The organism is Acetatifactor aquisgranensis, assembly GCF_943193215.1.
GTDB lineage: Bacteria > Bacillota > Clostridia > Lachnospirales > Lachnospiraceae > Acetatifactor > Acetatifactor aquisgranensis.
The window spans coordinates 96,515-114,271 of sequence record NZ_CALPDH010000005.1 but is presented as its reverse complement, the minus strand read 5'-3'; the positions used below and the strand labels follow the sequence as shown (position 1 = coordinate 114,271).

The 17,757-nt window shown below is 51.8% G+C and carries 21 protein-coding genes; 4 read left to right on the top strand and 17 right to left on the bottom strand.

The genetic code is table 11. The features are described from left to right. Positions 1 to 20: 20 nt before the first annotated feature. The 4 genes from NFS35_RS06160 to NFS35_RS06145 form a co-directional block, all read right to left on the bottom strand. Complete coding sequence (locus NFS35_RS06160; RefSeq protein ID WP_251206260.1) at positions 21 to 1,604, bottom strand: O-antigen ligase family protein; 1,584 nt, start codon at positions 1,602 to 1,604, stop codon at positions 21 to 23. 131 nt (positions 1,605 to 1,735) lie between these two features. After that, on the bottom strand, positions 1,736 to 2,308 hold the full coding sequence (locus NFS35_RS06155) for a flavin reductase family protein (RefSeq protein ID WP_251206259.1): 573 nt from the start codon (positions 2,306 to 2,308) through the stop codon (positions 1,736 to 1,738). 18 nt (positions 2,309 to 2,326) lie between these two features. Continuing rightward, a complete protein-coding gene (locus NFS35_RS06150) occupies positions 2,327 to 3,037 on the bottom strand; it encodes a coiled-coil domain-containing protein (protein WP_251206258.1) in 711 nt (236 codons plus the stop codon). A 108-nt stretch (positions 3,038 to 3,145) separates the two neighbouring features. Further along, the gene (locus NFS35_RS06145) at positions 3,146 to 3,790 is read right to left on the bottom strand and encodes a GTP pyrophosphokinase (protein ID WP_251206257.1); all 645 of its coding nucleotides are present in this window, start codon (positions 3,788 to 3,790) and stop codon (positions 3,146 to 3,148) included. Positions 3,791 to 4,227: 437 nt separating this feature from the next. On the opposite strand from NFS35_RS06145, the gene NFS35_RS06140 reads away from it, so the two are divergent. Further along, positions 4,228 to 4,494 (top strand): hypothetical protein, encoded by a 267-nt coding sequence (locus NFS35_RS06140; RefSeq protein WP_251206256.1) that lies wholly within the window; start codon positions 4,228 to 4,230, stop codon positions 4,492 to 4,494. Between the two features lie 155 nt (positions 4,495 to 4,649). Then, positions 4,650 to 5,300 (top strand): PAQR family membrane homeostasis protein TrhA, encoded by a 651-nt coding sequence (trhA, locus tag NFS35_RS06135; RefSeq protein ID WP_251206255.1) that lies wholly within the window; start codon positions 4,650 to 4,652, stop codon positions 5,298 to 5,300. On the opposite strand, the gene NFS35_RS06130 is transcribed toward trhA, so the two are convergent. Next, entirely contained in the window at positions 5,288 to 5,455 is a 168-nt protein-coding gene (locus NFS35_RS06130) for a hypothetical protein (protein ID WP_408629628.1), read from the bottom strand. The two genes, trhA and NFS35_RS06130, sit on opposite strands and share 13 nt — an antisense overlap. 228 nt (positions 5,456 to 5,683) lie before the next feature. Between NFS35_RS06130 and NFS35_RS06125 the strand changes: the two genes are divergently transcribed. Further along, the gene (locus NFS35_RS06125) at positions 5,684 to 6,067 is read left to right on the top strand and encodes a helix-turn-helix domain-containing protein (RefSeq protein WP_251206254.1); all 384 of its coding nucleotides are present in this window, start codon (positions 5,684 to 5,686) and stop codon (positions 6,065 to 6,067) included. A gap of 97 nt (positions 6,068 to 6,164) precedes the next feature. On the opposite strand, the gene galE is transcribed toward NFS35_RS06125, so the two are convergent. The 9 genes from galE to NFS35_RS06080 all read right to left on the bottom strand — a co-directional run bounded on the left by galE (position 6,165) and on the right by NFS35_RS06080 (position 13,228). Then, positions 6,165 to 7,181 carry a UDP-glucose 4-epimerase GalE gene (galE, locus tag NFS35_RS06120; protein WP_251206253.1) on the bottom strand — a complete coding sequence of 339 codons (1,017 nt, stop codon included), beginning with the start codon at positions 7,179 to 7,181 and terminating at the stop codon, positions 6,165 to 6,167. Between the two features lie 347 nt (positions 7,182 to 7,528). Then, positions 7,529 to 8,755 (bottom strand): UTP--glucose-1-phosphate uridylyltransferase, encoded by a 1,227-nt coding sequence (locus tag NFS35_RS06115; protein ID WP_251206362.1) that lies wholly within the window; start codon positions 8,753 to 8,755, stop codon positions 7,529 to 7,531. Positions 8,756 to 9,591: 836 nt separating this feature from the next. Then, on the bottom strand, positions 9,592 to 10,077 hold the full coding sequence (locus NFS35_RS06110) for a hypothetical protein (protein WP_251206252.1): 486 nt from the start codon (positions 10,075 to 10,077) through the stop codon (positions 9,592 to 9,594). 158 nt (positions 10,078 to 10,235) lie between these two features. After that, the gene (locus NFS35_RS06105; RefSeq protein ID WP_251206251.1) at positions 10,236 to 10,544 is read right to left on the bottom strand and encodes an MBL fold metallo-hydrolase; all 309 of its coding nucleotides are present in this window, start codon (positions 10,542 to 10,544) and stop codon (positions 10,236 to 10,238) included. 77 nt (positions 10,545 to 10,621) lie between these two features. Further along, positions 10,622 to 10,828, bottom strand: coding sequence for a winged helix-turn-helix transcriptional regulator (locus NFS35_RS06100; protein WP_251206250.1), 207 nt, complete (start codon positions 10,826 to 10,828; stop codon positions 10,622 to 10,624). Then, positions 10,825 to 11,445, bottom strand: a complete 621-nt coding sequence (locus NFS35_RS06095) for an ATP-binding protein (protein WP_251206249.1) — start codon at positions 11,443 to 11,445, stop codon at positions 10,825 to 10,827. The genes NFS35_RS06100 and NFS35_RS06095 overlap by 4 nt, the downstream gene beginning before the upstream one ends. Positions 11,446 to 11,678: 233 nt before the next feature. Further along, on the bottom strand, positions 11,679 to 12,290 hold the full coding sequence (locus NFS35_RS06090) for a hypothetical protein (protein WP_251206248.1): 612 nt from the start codon (positions 12,288 to 12,290) through the stop codon (positions 11,679 to 11,681). Next, positions 12,287 to 12,844: an RNA polymerase sigma factor gene (locus tag NFS35_RS06085; protein WP_251206247.1), complete on the bottom strand. Its 558-nt coding sequence runs from the start codon at positions 12,842 to 12,844 to the stop codon at positions 12,287 to 12,289. The genes NFS35_RS06090 and NFS35_RS06085 overlap by 4 nt, the downstream gene beginning before the upstream one ends. A gap of 183 nt (positions 12,845 to 13,027) precedes the next feature. Further along, positions 13,028 to 13,228: a hypothetical protein gene (locus NFS35_RS06080; RefSeq protein WP_251206246.1), complete on the bottom strand. Its 201-nt coding sequence runs from the start codon at positions 13,226 to 13,228 to the stop codon at positions 13,028 to 13,030. 316 nt (positions 13,229 to 13,544) lie between these two features. On the opposite strand from NFS35_RS06080, the gene NFS35_RS06075 reads away from it, so the two are divergent. Continuing rightward, positions 13,545 to 14,087, top strand: a complete 543-nt coding sequence (locus NFS35_RS06075) for a hypothetical protein (protein ID WP_251206245.1) — start codon at positions 13,545 to 13,547, stop codon at positions 14,085 to 14,087. Between the two features lie 169 nt (positions 14,088 to 14,256). On the opposite strand, the gene NFS35_RS06070 is transcribed toward NFS35_RS06075, so the two are convergent. From NFS35_RS06070 to NFS35_RS06060, 3 genes are all read right to left on the bottom strand, one after another. Further along, on the bottom strand, positions 14,257 to 14,514 hold the full coding sequence (locus NFS35_RS06070; RefSeq protein WP_251206244.1) for a DeoR/GlpR family DNA-binding transcription regulator: 258 nt from the start codon (positions 14,512 to 14,514) through the stop codon (positions 14,257 to 14,259). Positions 14,515 to 14,607: 93 nt separating this feature from the next. Next, positions 14,608 to 16,851 (bottom strand): RNA polymerase recycling motor HelD, encoded by a 2,244-nt coding sequence (gene helD / locus NFS35_RS06065; RefSeq protein WP_251206243.1) that lies wholly within the window; start codon positions 16,849 to 16,851, stop codon positions 14,608 to 14,610. A 282-nt stretch (positions 16,852 to 17,133) separates the two neighbouring features. Beyond that, positions 17,134 to 17,718, bottom strand: a complete 585-nt coding sequence (locus NFS35_RS06060) for a xanthine phosphoribosyltransferase (RefSeq protein WP_251206242.1) — start codon at positions 17,716 to 17,718, stop codon at positions 17,134 to 17,136. Positions 17,719 to 17,757 lie beyond the last annotated feature (39 nt).

Below are 17,757 nucleotides of genomic sequence, written 5' to 3'. Positions count from 1 at the left end.
TACAGTTTATGAAAAAATATTCATTTCTTCTGCTGTTCCATTATTTGAGGATGCTGCACGAAGAAAACGAGGAACATGATCAGCTGTCCGGGATTCCACACGATTTCCATCAAGCCGAATACCATAAATACCACACAGACAAAAAAGGGGATGACGGCATAGGGATTGTCTTTCCTGCGCATCATGTTTCTTCCCTGAGCATACAGCAGGACAATCGACAGAGCTACCGACAGGATTCCCGCGGGAATTCCGTGGGTGTATGCCATCTGCAGCCAAAGGTTCTGGGCATGCCTTGAAAAATAATCCTCGTCCCCGATGATGAAATAGCCCTCCGACAGCCCATGCCCGAACCAGTTCAGATTATCCCAGTACGCCTTATAGATTGTCAGGCGTATCCGCAGGGCAGTGTCTTCCGTCCAGGAAGCCTCCACAAGTTCCACCCGCTCCATCTTATCCATATCTTCAGCCGCATGGACCCGCAGCACAAACGGGCCGCCGCGCTGCACAATGTCCAATGTGCGGAGAATCCGGCCGAACAGGGCATCCATAAAATCTTCCAGCTTCACGTACTTTTCCGAGGTGGGCGGGTCAAAGGAATGCACCTTGTCCACCGCGTATTCCCCCTCGTACCAGACCGGATGGTGCAGGATTGTGGGAAGCCAGCGTATCGTGCCGTACACAGGCAGAAACGTCACTGCCGCTGCCAGCACAAGAGCGCATCCCCTGCACAAAATGCCGCGCCATCTCATCCTCCAGATTCCCCGCATCACAAAGATGCCGTACAGCACCGTCACCACAAAAGACGCGATCCACGCCGTCCTGCACATCGTGAACAGCTGAAAAGAAAGCATCCCTCCCGCGCCCAGCAGGAAAAATGATTTCCATCCCCATCCCTCCTTTTTCATCTCCAGAAGATGGAGGCGGAAAAGGCACATCAGATAGACAATCAAGTAATAGAGCGCCATCATATTGGAATTGCTGAAAGCGCCTTTGTATCGCAGTTCATCATAGGGCCTGAAGCCATAGGCGTAGATCTGCACCGCGAAGAAAGCCAGAATCGTCCCGTCTATCATGCCATCCCAGAGAGCCTCTCTGTCTTCCCCTGAAAACTCCGTGAGATAAAAGCAGCCGAACATCAGAAAGAACCACAGCGGCCACCATCTTTCACTGACAGAGGCAATCATCGACACAGAGAGGGCGATCCACAGCCAGCCTGTAAGCCCCGGCCGGAGGGATATCTTTTTTTCCGCGATTACTTTACGAAAAAAATACCTCAGGGCAATCCCCATCCAGCAGATGTTCAGCACAGCTGTCTGGGCCTGTCCCCACAGGATTTCCCCCCGATGGGACAGCCAGTAAAAGTGCACCGTAATCATGGCCGCCGCGCACAGCAGCACATAGATGACATTGAAACGGTCTGTCAGTTCTTTCAGGGGCACTGCGCTGAATATCAGCGCCATCATCACCAGCCCCGTGCAGTTAGCCGCGGCTTTCCAGACGTTTCCGGCCTGAGTGGCCCGCAGGAACTCTATCAGGCCAAGCGCCATAAAGCATACCAGATACAATCTTCTTTTCGTAAACAGCTCTCCCGCAATCTGTCTCATCTGTCCCCCTGTTCCGCTTCCACGCGGCCGTCTCTGTGATTTATACTGCATAACGATTTCACTTGCCATGAAACCAGACTGCATAACGCTGACTGGTTTCATGGCATGATTGCATCAGGCAGTATTCAGCGTTATGCAGTATATTTCCGTTTTACGCTGTATCCGAATGTACCGACTGCTTCTCCGCACACATAATAGACCCCATGCGAATAGACAATGGGGTCTGCCTGTTCCAGATGAAACTTATGCTTTTCGTCCATATATTCCTCGTCGGCGTGGACTGCCGCCACATCAGCCAGAAACATATGATGCGATCCCAGCGGCGTGACCGTGCGCACTCTGCACTCAATATTGACAGGGCTCTCCCCGATCAGCGGCGCTTTTACCTCCTTTGCCGGAAAAGCCGTCAGCCCCAGGGCTTTGAACTTGTCCACATCCCTGCCGCTCTTCACGCCGCAGTAGTCTGTGGCGAAAGCCAGCTCCCTGGTGGTCAGATTGATGACGAATTCCCCTGTCTCCTGCAAAATCCGGAAAGAATGCCGCTCCGGCCGGACAGATATGCTGACCATGGGCGGGTTCGTGCAGACCGTGCCCGCCCAGCCGATGGTGATGATATTGTATTTTCCGTCCCGGTCCGCCATGCTCACCATGACCGCAGGCAGCGGATAGAGCATGTTCCCCGGTTTCCAGATTTCCTTTGCCATATTTTCACACCCGTGAGATTAAAACGGAAGTACATGAAGCCCGCTGAGCACCTGATACAGCACGCCTGCCAAAGACAGTACGGCCGCTGCCACGGAAACGCCCAGCACCGCTCCCAGCTTTCCTTTGACGGCTTCCACATCCGCCTTTGCCCCATCCATCGCCTCGTTCTGCTTGCCGCTCTCCTCCACCATCACGGCCTGCACATTGCGGTACACCTTCACACACTCCTTGTGCACATTCTCTTCCACCTGGTCAAGCCGCTCCGACAGGCCTCCGGTCGCCTGGGCCTCCAGCTGTCCGCACAGCTGGTCTATCTTCGCCCCCACAGTGGCAGAGAGGACTTCCGTCTGGCTCGCCAGGGCTTCCAGCTGGTTCAGCACAGACGCGGACATGGCCTCCATCCTCACCGCCGCGGACTTTTCCATCCCGTCGATCCGCTCCTGCTGCTGCTCTATGGTTCCCTGCAGGTTCTCCACATCCTGCTGCAGCATCTTCATCCTGCCGTAGCTTTCCCCCACCAGATGGGCCAGCTCGCTTTCCTCTATCTGGATGCCGGCCAGTTTTCCGGCGCCGTCGTCGATCAGTTTCTGCAGCTTTGCCAGACATTCATTGTACTCTGCTATCTGGTTCTTCAATTTGTTCAGTTCTTCCACATCTGCCGCGGTATTCGCCTTGATGATTTCCTGTGCTGTCAGTTTCTGCGCCAGCTTGTCCATAAACATATCCATCTGTTTTCCTCCTGACCTGCCCGCAGCCCCTGCAGACAGTTGTGCCTTCTCGCTCTCATCCCGATTATTCTACCATTTTCTCCCCCAAAATACAACACAGAAAAAGTTCTATCTCCCGCGTTCCCGGGTAATCGCCAGGATTTCCTCGTTCAGCTTCAGCATCCGGACGTCCAGATCCGATACCATCCTGGCGCATTCCACCAGTTCACTTTTGATATACTCCGGCACATCCCCCTCGAACTTATAATGAATCTTGTGCTCTAAACTGGCCCAGAAATCCATGGCCACTGTCCTGATCTGAATCTCCACTTTTGTATCCACCGTCCGGTCCGACAGATATACCGGCACCGTCACGATCATATGGTAGCTTTTGTATCCGCTGGCCTTTGGAAAGGTGATGTAATCCTTCACCGCCATCACCCTGATGTCCCGCTGCTCGCTGATCATGTCCACGATACGGTAGATATCGGAGGTAAAGGAACATATGATGCGGATGCCCGCAATGTCGTTCACATATTTCACCATATTGTCGATGGTGGATTCATGCCCGTCCCGCTTCAGCTTCTTCACAATGCTTTCCGGTGTCTTGATGCGGGCTTTGATATGTTCGATAGGATTATAGCGATGGACATGCTGGAACTCGTCATTGAGTATCTCCATCTTGGTCTCCATCATTTTCAGCGCGGCATTGTATATCAGCGTCACTTCTTTCCAGCTGTCGATTCCATCGTCATTGTCTTCCCTCAGTTCCATATTTGCTCCTTTAATCAGTCTCTTGTTCTCCGTGGCACATTCCATATGCCGGGGCTGATGTCCGTATCCGTGCTTGTCATCTGGCTGCTTTCTATCTTGCGTAAGGGCAGGGAACCGCAAGCCTGTGCTGCCCACAGAGCACAAATCGCCCAAAGCACGATGGCCGCCCGGCCGTTTCCTGTCCCGAGTAAGGACATTATACCATAAATACCAGCGTAATTGTATATGATTCACAAAAAAATAATCCTTTTTGAATGATTTACTGCCGTTCCGCAATCCGGGGAGAGATTCGCCCGGATTATTCATCGCGGAAAAGCCGTACCTTTCATTATATGTGGCCCGGTGCAAAAATATCCTGCTTGCTTTTGCTGCCGAAATCCCTTACCATGTAGATAAGCCTCACATAAGAAAAATGATATTTGAAAGGATGAGTCGAGATGTTTCGTTTATGGGCAAGAACTTTTCAGGACAATCATATGCTGCGGGATGCCTGCATCAGCGATGACAGCCAGGACACCCGCACCCACAAAATATTCCGCGCGCTGGACGAGGTGTGCTATCAGTTCGACCTGCCGCGGCCTATCTGGCTGGACAAGACCATAGCCGAGTTCAGGCGCCACAACAAGGCGCGGTTCACCCGGGACAATTTCGTGGAAAGCATCGATTTCGATTATCTGGAGATCCAGGTGATTGAAGAAGATTGATATTGACTTTTCCCCTGAGCCGTGTATAATATGGAGTTAACAGCATATGGTTTTCAAAACTATATGCCGTGTTTCTAAAAATGTGTTCATAGTTTTTGACACTATTGCAGATAATATCCATATAATTAGAATGACATGGTTTAGGAGGTATCCATATGCAGATAACAATCAGAGAGCCTGGAAGCGCAATCACTCATTTCATCGGCATGGTGATGGCCGTATTCGCGGCGGTGCCGCTATTGGTGAAAGCGGGGATTTCGTCAGGGGGCGAGCATTTCGCGGCAATGACGATTTTCATCACCAGCATGATTCTGCTGTACGGCGCCAGCGCCACTTACCATTCCGTGAACCTGGCGGGCAAGTATCTGCGGGTATTCCGGAAGCTGGACCATATGATGATTTTCGTGCTGATAGCCGGATCGTACACACCTGTATGCCTGATTGTGCTGGGCGGAAAGGTGGGGTATACCATGCTGGCACTGGTGTGGGGAATTGCATTAGCGGGAATGCTTGTCAAGGCCTGCTGGATCACCTGCCCCAAGTGGTTCTCCTCCATTATTTATATTGCCATGGGGTGGGTCTGCGTACTGGTGTTCGGCAGGCTGCTTGACACGCTGTCTACAGGCGCTTTTCTGTGGCTGCTGGCCGGGGGCGTCATCTATACTGCGGGCGGAGTCATCTATGCGCTGAAGCTTCCTTTGTTCAACTCCAGGCATAAGAGTTTCGGCTCCCATGAGGTCTTCCATCTGTTTGTCATGGCAGGGAGTGTGTGCCATTTCATCTTTATGTATTGTTATGTGGCGTGAGGAAGGGAATCCTCATTTTGATTCTGCTTTTGGTCAAGGCACTCCAGAAATTCATCGTATATCTTCTCCCCCTGCATCCTGGCTTCCACTGCGTCTGCCAGCAGTTCAAAGGAGCCGAGATATTTAGTCTTTCCCTGAAAGGTAATCTGGGCCACCCAGCGTTTCTGCCTTTTGTCGTAGTATACGCCGTTATATCCGCTTGTATTGGTCTTGACCAGACGCCCTCTTTTGATTGCCTGCAGAAGCGTGACGGACGTCCCCTCCGTCAGCTTCAGGTTCTCTTTATAGACACTGGCCTGAAGACAGCCGCAGCTTTTCGTCTTTCCGCTCTGCAGCAGCGGACCGGCAGCGCAAATGCTTCTACTATGAAAAGGGGGACTTCTATGAAACTTGGTGATATTTTAAAAGAATTGTTGAATTTGCACGGTATGACCCAAAAACAGCTGGCGGAAGCGCTGGCTTTGTCTCCATCCGCCCTGGGGAATTATATACAGGGTACCCGTGAACCTGATTATGGGACCCTGATCCGGATTGCCGATTATTTTCATGTGACCACGGATTATCTGCTGAATCATCCCGTCAATATGGACATTTCCAATAAAAATGCCGCTCACAGGGAGGAACTTCTGCTCTGCATCTTCCGCTCCCTCACAGGCGACCAGCAGGATTTCTATCTGGAGCAGGGACAGATATTCCTGCGTCAAAACAGAAAAAAAGGACCCTCCCTTTTATCCCCCGCCCAGGGGGATAACAAGGAGGTATCCTGAGCATTGACATATACTGCTTAACAGTTTAAATTTCCGAGTAACCTGACTGCACAACTGCCCGGGCAGGAACCGTTCCCTGCCCGGGCATACTGCTCATTCAGTCCTCATATCCGTTAGGATTGTTCTTCTGCCATCTCCAGGAATCCTCACACATCTCCCTGATGCCATACTGGGCCTCCCAGCCAAGTTCATTCCTGGCAAGGCTTGCATCCGCATAGCATGTGGCGATGTCCCCGGCACGCCTGGGCTTGATCGCGTAAGGGATTTTCACACCGGTGGCTTCCTCGAAGTTCTTCACAATGTCCAGCACGCTGTAGCCCACGCCGGTGCCCAGGTTGTAGATTTTCAGGCCTGCTTTCTCTTCAATCTTCTTCAGGGCTTTCACATGGCCGACAGCCAAATCTACTACATGGATATAGTCGCGCACGCCGGTGCCGTCCGGGGTGTCATAGTCATCGCCGAACACGCCCAGCTGAGGCAGCTTGCCCACTGCCACCTGGGTGATGTAGGGCATCAGGTTGTTGGGGATTCCGTTGGGGTTCTCGCCCATGGTGCCGCTCTTGTGAGCGCCGATGGGATTGAAGTAGCGCAGCAGTATCACATTCCATTCCTGATCTGCTTTCTGCATATCGGAGAGAATCTGCTCCAGCATGGACTTGGTCCAGCCATAGGGGTTGGTGCACTGTCCCTTGGGGCATTCCTCCGTGATGGGGATGATGGCGGGATTGCCGTATACGGTGGCGCTGGAGGAGAAGATGATGTTCTTCACGCCGTGCTTCCTCATCACATCCACCAGAGTCAATGTGCCCGCGATATTGTTCTCATAGTACTCCCAGGGCTTCTGCACGGACTCGCCCACCGCTTTCAGGCCCGCGAAGTGGATGACCGCATCAATTTCCTCCTTGGAAAAGATTTCTTCCAGGGCCTCCCTGTCCAGAATATCCGCCTTGTAAAAGGGAACTTTCTTTCCGGTAATCGCCTCTACCCTGCCAAGGGATTTCTCACTGGAATTGCACAGATTGTCCAGCACCACCACCTCATAGCCTGCCTGCTGCAATTCCACCACCGTGTGGCTGCCGATGAACCCGGCACCGCCTGTCACCAAAATCTTCATAGCATCCTCTTTTCCGCACGCGCTTCCAGGCTTTCCCCGGCATCTGTCTTCCCTCTCCCACGCCGCTCTTTCCTGCCAGCCTTCTGTTTGCGGAGGAGCGGATATCGTGGCATGTCAGGGAATTCGCTCCGGCAGCCGTGCTTTTGTGATATAGTTTCTTTGCGCCCTTACAGAAACGGCATTTCCTTTCCGCACTTTCCGGGCATGGCCCTTGTAGCAGCCTGCCGTGCTTTATGTGCATTTCGTAAGTGCCGTTAAATATAGGTTACTGAAAAAACCTGTTTTCATCAATACTTATATGTTTAAAGAATCTGTCGAAATGTTATATGGCAATCTGTACCAATGTCTTACAGTGCCACCCCGTTCCGGCGCAGCAGCTCCCTGGCGCTCTCCACGGAGTCGATGCCTGTCTTGTTCTTGATGGGGGCGAACTCTTTCTCCCGGACTACCTCGAAAGGCAGGCAGCTCCCCATCTGGTGAATCATGTCCAGGATGAGATTCTCGAATTTATAGCCGTTGGGCTCCTGGGGCTTTACCAGCTCTCCCGCTTCGTTCAGGTAGGGAATCTTCTTCTCCACCACATGCAGGGGCAGGCTCTGAGCCACGATGCGCTCCAGCTCCTCAACGCCAAATAGATAGTTCAGGATGACGCCGAAATGATAGGCGGGCTTCCCCTGGGCGTCCTTGGCATCCATCAGCTCCCGGGTCATGTCATAGTACTCTACGATGGAGGGCCTGCCGTCCTCTAAACAGATAGCCCCCACCTTCTCGTCCGGGGTGACCTTGCCCACTACTTTTGCGCCTGCCACGCATTCTTTCTGGATGGTAGCGCCCACGAAGCAGGGATCCGCGATTCTTTGGAGCACATTGTCCACCGCGAAGGCGTTGAGCCACTCTATGCCCTCTCTGTGGATCAAATCCAGCAGCCCCGCGTCCTTCAGGGAGATGAACCAGCCGCCGTTGCCGTTGGGGGAGCTGGCCATCTTGCCCTTTTCTTCCAGGTAGACTTTTCCCTCATAGTCCACCGCCAGGGCCATCTTCTGCTGGAAGAAATGCACGTATTCCGCCCGGTAGCCGAAGAAATCGTGCTCTGTCAGGAAACGGACTGTCTCCTCATGGTTCTTGTCGCTGGTCATCACGAAGAGATGAATCCAGGCATCCGCCTGGCGCACCACTTCCATCAGGTTGTTTACCAGGCATTGGAATATATAGAGTTCCCTGGTGATGCCGATATTATACACGCCCTTGGGCGCATCAGAGCCTAAGCGCGTGCCCATGCCGCCTGCCAGCAGCACCGCGCCCACCCTGCCCGCCCGGATGGCTTCGATGCCGGCGGCGGTAAAGGCTTCCCGGTTGGCCTCGATTTCGGGAAGCTCCATGGCCGCAAGGGGAGTGATGACGCCCCGCTCCTGCAGTTCTTCCTGGTGCCTGCAGGAGTCCAGGATGTCCATGTCGGAGTCTTCTATCTGGCGGAGCAGCGCCTGCTGCCCTTCCTCCGACAGCTCTCCGTAATATTTCAGGACATGCTCCTGACCGTATTTCTCCAATTTTTCTTTGGCCTGTGTCAATGTCATGCTCATGTTTCGTTTTCCTTTCTACTTTCATTGGGAACTGCCGGAAAATAACTGATAAATTTTTCGACAATTCCTTATTATGGCCAGGAGCCCGCCCACTCGCTGGCGGCTTCCCGGTTTCTGCGAATTGCAGATATCCTATTATCACTATACCAAAACTTTCCTTATATTTCAACGCTTCTGTCCACATAGGGCGCAGATAATAGTATGCCCCGGTTTGGCAGTCGCTGAAGATGCCCGGGGCGCCCGGCAGGAGACAGGGCGCTGGCGCACTACCGGCACTCGGTATTCTCCGAAACCATCTTTTTTCAGATAAAGTTTTACCGTATTTTTGATATATTCTTTGGCCTGTTTGATGTCATGTTTCCCTCATATGCGCCGTTTTGTCTTTCCTTTTTCGGAAAATGTTCCCATTGCTCCTTTACTTATCTTTTTTCTGGATTGTGTCAATAATCCAACAGGTGCATATCACTATGACAATCACAATCAAAAGCCCGGTAAAGCCCACGACGGCGCTATCGCCCAAAAAGGGCAAAAAGCTGAACATCGCACCCGCATACCATAAGACAAGATACCCGATTATAATAAGGAAGTGTCTACAAATAACTGCTGCAAGTTTATGGCAATTTTTATTGTATTTCCGGGCTTTTGCCTGAAGCAATTGCAGCAGTTATTTTCCGACAATTCCTAAGTATTGCATATCTTTCAACATCCTTCATAGCCGCTCTCCTTCACAATATTTATACTTGCATTCACAAAATTTTGCACACGAATGCCCTTCTTCATTGTAACCCGACTCGCAAGCGAAGGGTATCAGGACTGGCGATAACGCGCCGCTATCGCTTCCTCTCGGACACTTCTCTCCTGTGCGCCAGATGTATCCCGATATGCCCGATGCCCAGGACAGTAACGGCAAGGAGCATCAGCGGGTTCCTGCCGTAGATTCCCAGCAAGAAAAATGCCGCCACCGGCAAGCTGGCTCCGGCTACCGGTATTCCGAGAAAAGAGGAATAGAAATCCGTCATTTCCTGTCTGCTGCGGAAGTACCGAATCCAGTAGCCTTCGTAGAGGAGCATCGCCAGGACGGCAAGGACCAGCCATATTGACCACAAGTCCGGCTTCCACAGATTGAAACCGGAACAGGTCAGGGCGGCGCAGCAGACCAGCGCTTCGCCCACTCTTTCCAGCAGCGACAGGATTCTATTTTCGTTTCCGACGTATTTCTCATAATCCCTGGGCTTGTGTTTCGTCCAAATCATGTTGGGGATAAACAGCATCAGCAGGAAGCCCAAACCGACATAAGAAAATCCAAACTGCATCATACATTCCTCCGTCTTATCTTTTATTTCCTACAGCCAATTTATGATTTCCGGCTGCGAGGTGTCCTTTAATGCCATTTTCTATACCTCCGTCTCGTACAGGGCCCTTGACCGTCCGTTTGGTTGGGCAATGATGTCGGCTGAAATTGTAGTCGATATGTTTACAGTCGAATCTCCTCCCCGCTATGTACATAGGAAAGCTGCCCGCCCATTCCTTCTTTCAGAATCCGATAGGGAATCTCGCCGGTGCAATGTCCTGTGCAGAACCGGACGGGGAGTCTGCGCAGCTCCTCTCCTGTCTGTCGCACCAGCTCCAGATCCGCCTGGCTGTAATGGGGCTTTCTGCTCATATGGAACCCGCTGATGACGGCATCGGGGTCAGAGCCGTAAAGCTCCCGGTATCTGTCCAGGATGTTCAGGATTCCGTTGTGGGCGCAGCCGGAAAGCGTCCGTGGCCCCTGTGTCCACAAGGAGCCTGTGCTTTTCCGTCTCGATGTAAAAGCTGAGACCGTGCTCGCAGAGACATCCCTCAGCGCCTTGTGTGTTTTCAATCAAGTTCCGTATCTTCATATTCTATTTCCCAATACCCCTTTTTCGGAGAGCCGTGGCGAATCAGGATTCTACGCTCCTTTAGCTTTTTGATATTGGCTTCAATATTTCTCCTGGCAACACCTATCTGGTCTGCCATTTTTGAAGCAGAAAGTTGTGGGTCTTTTGATAAAAGGATAAGGATTTTCTGTTGCGTGTCAGTCAATTCTTCTCCAATGCTTCTCCGATGCTTCTCCGATGCTTCTCCGATGCTTCTCCACCGTTTCTATCCTTTTTTATGGGCATAGAATTGCGGAACAGGTTTACTCGAAGCATATCATCAAAAACCTGAAACTCCGGTACCGGAAGACCATAATCTTCTGCCGCCTTTATAATTCTGCTGATTCCCGTTCCCCATGACTCCACAAACCCCATTTGCCCCAAAACATTTGCAATCGTCCTGTTACGGAGCTTGGAATGTCCATTCATAAGTTCTTCATAAGTCATCCCATTATAAAGGCCGCCAGGAGAAGTCACCTCCAACCTGTCATCATAAAGCGCCACCTGCACACAAGAATCATCCGCCAGATTGCGATGGCAATGCGCATTGATGATCATTTCGCGGATTGCTTCTATTGGTAATTCATAGGATTCCTTTCTTACCAGCCCATCAATCATTGCACCCAGTCGTATATTACGAAGCACAAAGGTCGTCGCTTCTTCAATCTGCTCATAAATCGGCCCTGTAAACTCGCGTTTATCAAGAAATACACTTCTCTCAGTCCCCTTAAACACGGCACATTGCGTTTTAGAAAAAGGGAAAAAATCTGAGGTCAGCAGCACAAAAGCATTGGAGGCTCCGTTGCAAGGCACCGGGGCGCGGTTTTCGTCCTCTTCCAGGAACGCGAAGATGACCTGATACGCCGGCGGGCGGCCGGGGCAGATGCCGTAGCCGTCCGTGAAGTAGATCAGGCCTTTCAGGTTCTGGAATTCCCTGCGCTCCCGCAGCTGCTCCACATAATCGAAGACAGGCCCGTTTTGTCACTATCTACTGCAAAAGTCGTTTATCCGGTATTTTACTCTTCCCACAGATTGTCCACCACGAATTGAATGTCCTTGATCTCCGACATCATTTTCTGATAAGTGCTCCTCTGCTCTTCGTCCTCCGGGTCGTACTGCACATCGCTGGCATAATGCAGAACATATGTTCTATCACTTGTGGCCAGAAGATACCGATAGGCGGTGAAATCCAGACCGTTTTCTATAAACTGCCCCTCCGTCATGGCTTCCTCGTAGCAGACGATGGTGAACAGGACGCCGCCGTCCAGCAGATAGGTTCCCTCGCCTACGGCTTCCCGCATTTTGGGGTTGTAGACCACATAGTTCTGCCCGTTTTTTTCCACCGCGTACTGCCCGGCCCAGCTGTCGGGGAAGATCAGCGTCAGGTTGACTCCCTCCAGCATGAGGATTTCCTGTTCCATGGGCACCTTCACCACGATTTCCCGGGCAAAGGCGATCGCGCCTGCGCTGAAGCTGGTGACCATCAGCACCAGGGCCGCCGCCATGGCCAGAAGCTGCCGCCTTCTCCTTCCCCGGCGCAGCGCCGCGTAATCCGGAATCTGCTCCGCCTGCTGGACAAGCCTGTCGTCAATGTTCCCGATGTGTTCCGCCAATTGCTTTTGATTCATAGTCCAAACCCTTCCCTTTCCAGATATTTTCTTAACTTCTGCCGCATTTCGTACAAGATGGACTTTACTTTGCTCTGGGTGAAGCCTGTGCTTTTGCAGATGCTTTCCACCGAATCGAAATACCAGTACCGCCTGATGAAGACATTCCTCTTCTCTTCTTTCTGCTGCCAGAGGAAGTCCGTGATGGCCCGCTCTATCTGTCCCTTTTCCGCTTCGGACTCCACGCTCTCCGCCCCGGACACGCAGTCCCCCAGCTCCTCCAGGGATGTGACCGCGGCGGGATTCCGCTTCGCCGCGGAGAGGTACTCATACCTCTTCAGCGCCAGGTTCCTTGCGATTCTGCCCACAAAGGCCGGGAATCTGCTGGGGCGCTGGCTGGGAATGGCGTTCCACAGGGCCAGATAGGTGTCGTTCACGCATTCCTCACAGTCCTCGTGGCTTGAGAGAATATTGCCCGCGATATAGGCGCATAGTCTGCCGTATTTCAGGGCGGTCTCCCGGATGGCTTCTTCTTTTCGCTCCCAGTATAGTTCTACGATTCTGTTGTCTTCCACATGTGTTTCCCTCCTTGTATCCGTAGATTGAAAGCTGCTTTCTATCTATAGGTACGGATTTCGCGGCATTGGTTGTAACCTATTTTTTTAAAATCTAACCACAAAGGCCGCTTCCGTTCTCTCTAAAAGCAGCGACGGAAGCGGCTCCATATCCCGAAAATATTCCACCTGTGCGGTGGGTTGCTAATCCAATGGCTTGTCTGCATTACAATAGCTTGCATGCAGACAAGCCATTGGACTGCAACCGCACAGGTGAAAAATATTGTATTTTTTCGGCTGAGGTGATGGCAGGCCAAACTCATAGCCGCTCTCCACGCAGAACTGCCCCTTATCCCTCCAGTAGTCCTTCAGTACGATATCCGGCTTCCGCTTCTTTTTAGCCATGCTGTATTGTTCCCTTTCTTCCCTGTCTGTATTATACTATCACAGCAGGGGAATATCAAGGCTGTCACCCCAGGCACACTTTAATGCTTTTTTCCTGCTAATCTTATTGGGGACTTTTCGTGGAGCTGGCCCGTGGCACCAGTCAGGAGACAGCTTCCGAAGGCAGGCATGCTATAAGCCATGCCTGCAGCAAATCTCCTGTCCGGTTTGGAAAGGCAGTAGTATAGTTGTCAATTTCATCATTCCATGCTATACTGAACATTGCATTTTCCTGATGTTGGGTGATGAGCAAATTTTGTGATGAGGGGGCGCGTGTATGACTATCTACGAAAAAGCAGACGAATTATTTCATAAAAGCGATTTCATGAGCCTTTTAAGCAAATATGGAGACGCATTTGTCGTTGGGAGTTATCGAACGAAAATCATGACATGGAACGATTTGGATTTTTACATCGATAATTCGAAATACAGTCCTTCCCAATATTACGATCTGGCCGGAGAGATTCTTAAAAGGATGATACCGACTCGATTTGATGGTTTCTTAAATGTTGAGCAGGGGGCGGCATTCCTTGGATTTGAGACTGCCATATATGGCGAGCGCTGGAATATCGATATTTGGTGGAAGCATCGTGAGGAAATCGAATCTGCCCTTTTATCCGAAGATAAACTGGTGCAGCAGCTGAAAGAAAGGCCGGAATGCAAAAAAGCAATCTTAGAGATCAAGGAGGAGTTGTCCAGGCTCCGGCTTTATGGCTTCGACAAAAAGAAGAAGCATTATCACAGCAAGGAAATATATGATTCTGTGCTTTTTGGCAATGTCCTTTCCGCGGAACAGTTTTTGCTTGCCCAGGAGCCTTAAAGCCCCTATTGCAGACAGCGTATCCAGGGCTCGTTTCCGAAGTGCCCTGGATTGCTGTTCTGTATTACTATTCCGTAGCCATACTCTGCACTACGTCGCACCGCTTTCTGCCTCTTCGTCCATCTGTTTCCACAGGGGCGCAGACGCAGCTTACAATTTCAGGCAGCTTTCAGGTCTCCGGGACTTTCTCCTCCTTCTCCACCATGATGACATCAATCCCTTTTTCCTCAAAGGAAGCCAGATCCGTCTCGGCGGCGTCCCAGTCGGTGATCATGATGTCCAGCTTCTCAGCCGGGCAGATGCTCACCACGGAATCGAATCCAATCTTCTCCTTGGGATACAGCCCAATGACTTTCTTAGAGCTGGCTACGATGGCCTCGTAAAAGCTGATGGCGATGGTCTTCTGCACAAGCCCTCTCTTCCTCAAAAGTCCCGCCGCCACCTACAAAAAACCGGCGGCCCCCCTGCCTGACAGGAACGCCGCCGGCGAATCATAACGCGGAATGCGCCTCACAAAAGCTCATCCCTCAAAAGTCCTCACTTCCATATACTCCTCGCACCCCCGCAGCGAATCCGGCAGCACGTCCCTTTCCACGAAGTACAATTCATGCAGGGCCCTGGTGCATCCCAGGTACACCTTGCGCCTCATATTGACATCCTTCTCATTGCCATGGATACAATCGAACAATAGCACGGCATCGAATTCCAGCCCCTTTGCGAGCAGCAGAGGTATGATTACAATTCTGTCTTTCATCTCATCTTCCGGCGATATGATCAGCTGTGCCTCCTTCTTTCCCTGCAGCCAGGATTTTACCCTCAGGGCCTCTTCGTCGCTGTTCACGATAACCGCCACGGAATGGTACTGCTCCAGCTGTTCCAGCAGAGGGACCAGGCAGGAGAGCATATCCCGGCAGACCACATACTGCGGCTTCCTCACCGCCCGTTCAAAATAGGAGTATTCCTCCTCTATGGGCCGCTCCTCCTCCCCGATCAGGGCAAAGGCCAGCGCGTTGATGTCGCTGGAGGAGCGATAGCATTTGCTGAGCCGGATCCGCATCAGACCGTCCCCGAAGACCTTTTCGAAATCCTCATAATCCCGAATTGTCGTCAAAGAATTGACGGTCTGATAAATATCCCCCAGCAAAGTGAAATTGCTCCTGGGGAATAAATATTTCATGATGTACAGCTGAATCAGGTTGTAATCCTGAACTTCGTCTATGACGATATGGCAGATATTTTCAAACGGTTTCACCTCTCCCATCAGCACCTTAATGAACAGATAGAACAGCGCGTCCTCGTACCAGAGCCTTCCCCGCTCCAGACAGTCGGACAGCCTTTCCGCCTCCTCGCTCCCCTCCCCCATCCGCTGCAGATAGCCGGAGAAAATCTCTGTCATCTGCTTTTTCGGATCCAGCCGGTTCAGCCTGGCCACTTCCTCCCGGGCCGTATTCATACATTCGTACATTTTACTTTTATAAAGCGTATTGATTTCTCTCTCGGACAGGCTTTCCCCCTGATTCTCGATGCTGTCATCGCATATCTCCTCTTTCATCTCCTCTCTGCGGAGCCGGAAGAAGTCCTCGATGGACTTTTTGATCAGATAGTTCAGTCTCTCCAGAGTGGCGGGAAATGGCAGGGACTGCCTGGTCTTCAGCTTGCCCTGAATGGACTGGGGCGACACGATCACCTCCTCCTTGTAGCGGACTTCCGGTATCTGGAAGGAAAAGGACGCAAAATAATCAATGCAGTATTGCAGCATCTCCGCCGAATACTTGACCCGGAGCCACTTTATCCGCTCTTCTCCATAACATGCCGCCTGCGCGAAGTCCTCCACCCGCTTCAGCTGGGTATAATAATCCTCAACCCTGACGCCTTCCCCCATAGCCTCCTCCAGGATGTCGGCGAACACCTTCGTCTCCGCGGGCCTCTCCCCCAGGTCAGGGAGTATGGTGGAAATATAGGAGCCGAATATGTTGTTGTTCGACAGGATCAGGATATTCTCCGACTTTATGGTATCTTTATTGTGATAAAGAAGATACGCCAGACGGTGAAGTCCGATGCTGGTCTTTCCGCTGCCCGCCAGCCCGTAGATCAGGCAGGAGCGCCTGGTGTCGCTGCGGATGGCCGCATTCTGCTCCCTCTGGATGCTCCCGATGATGACCTTCAGCCTATGGTCGGAATCATTCGAGAGGACCTCTCCCAGAATGTCGTCATACATGGAGGAATCCATGTCGTACACGGAGAGGAGACGGCCGTCTTCGATTTTATATTGCCTTTTCCGCGTAATTTCCACTTCCGTTTTATAGCCGTTGACCTCATACCAGCCGGGCCCTACATCGAACTGATAGAACAAGGACGCGATGGGCGCCCTCCAGTCCACCACATATACCTCGTGGGATTCCTCCTCCGTCAGGCTGTAGATGCCGATGTAGATGGCGTCCGGGCTGCCCGTCTCGCTGTCCTCGAAATCCACCCGGCCGAAATAGGGGGATTTCTCCATTTTTTCGTGCCGCTGTATCTCGATTTCATTCCATTCCAGCTGCCTCTCCACGGATTTCACCGCGGTCTCCTGCGTGTTCAGGAAGATAACGTCGTCAAAATCCCGGATCAGATGCCGGTTGTCCTCCCACATCTCCTTTCGCTCGTTCAGGAGCCGGTCCTGCAGCGGAGCCTTGGCCGCCCGCAGTTTCTCCAGCTTGTTCTGAATGATTCTCTCCACTCTGTGAAAGTACTCCGCTTCTTTCTGAAAATCGTTTCTTTCCATTACAGCACCCCTTTCTTTCACATTCTTCCATAATCGCTTTCTGAACTGTTATGAAAGATGATTATAGCATCCTGCGGACAGAAATGGCAGACTTGAATTTTTGCGGTTTTTGTGATATGATATATACTGTCGACAAGAAGAGCACAGCCTGAAACAGATAAGCTGTGCTCTCTTTCTCATATTCCTCCAGACAGACCTCCGCCGCCCGGTATTTATCCGGACACGTTCCGCAGTCCCCTTTTCATCCTGCCTCCCGTGCGGCTTGGCGGGCATGGGTTACGTTTACTCCTGCTCCCGGAATATAATCTGCCCCGTCTCCGCGTCCATGCCCTCCACAATGGCCAGGGATTCCAGGCGATAGCCCAGGTTCCGTATAGTCCGCCCTCCTACCTGGAAACCCTTTTCCACGGCGATGCCGATTCCCTCTAAAGTGGCATGGGCCTGGGACACGATGGAAATCAGTCCCTGCAGCGCGCAGCCGTTGGCCAGGAAATCATCGATAATCAGGATATGGTCTTCCTTGCTCAGGAACTTTTTGGAGACCATGACCTGATTGATGCATCTGTGCGTAAAAGACTCCACCTCCGCCGTGTACATATCGCCCTCGATGTTGATGCTTTTGGACTTCTTGGCGAACACCACGGGCACATCGAAATACTCCGAAGCGATGCAGGCGATGCCGATGCCGGAGGCCTCGATTGTCAGTATCTTGGTGACGGGCACATCCGCAAAGCGTCTTTTCCACTCCTCCCCCATCTGCCGGAACAATGCCACGTCCATCTGGTGATTCAGGAAACTGTCCACTTTCAGGACATTCCCCTCTTTCACAACGCCGTCTTTTAGTATTCTTTTTTCCAAAAAGTTCATGACGATACCCCGTATCTTTCTATAGTATTTTACAGAACA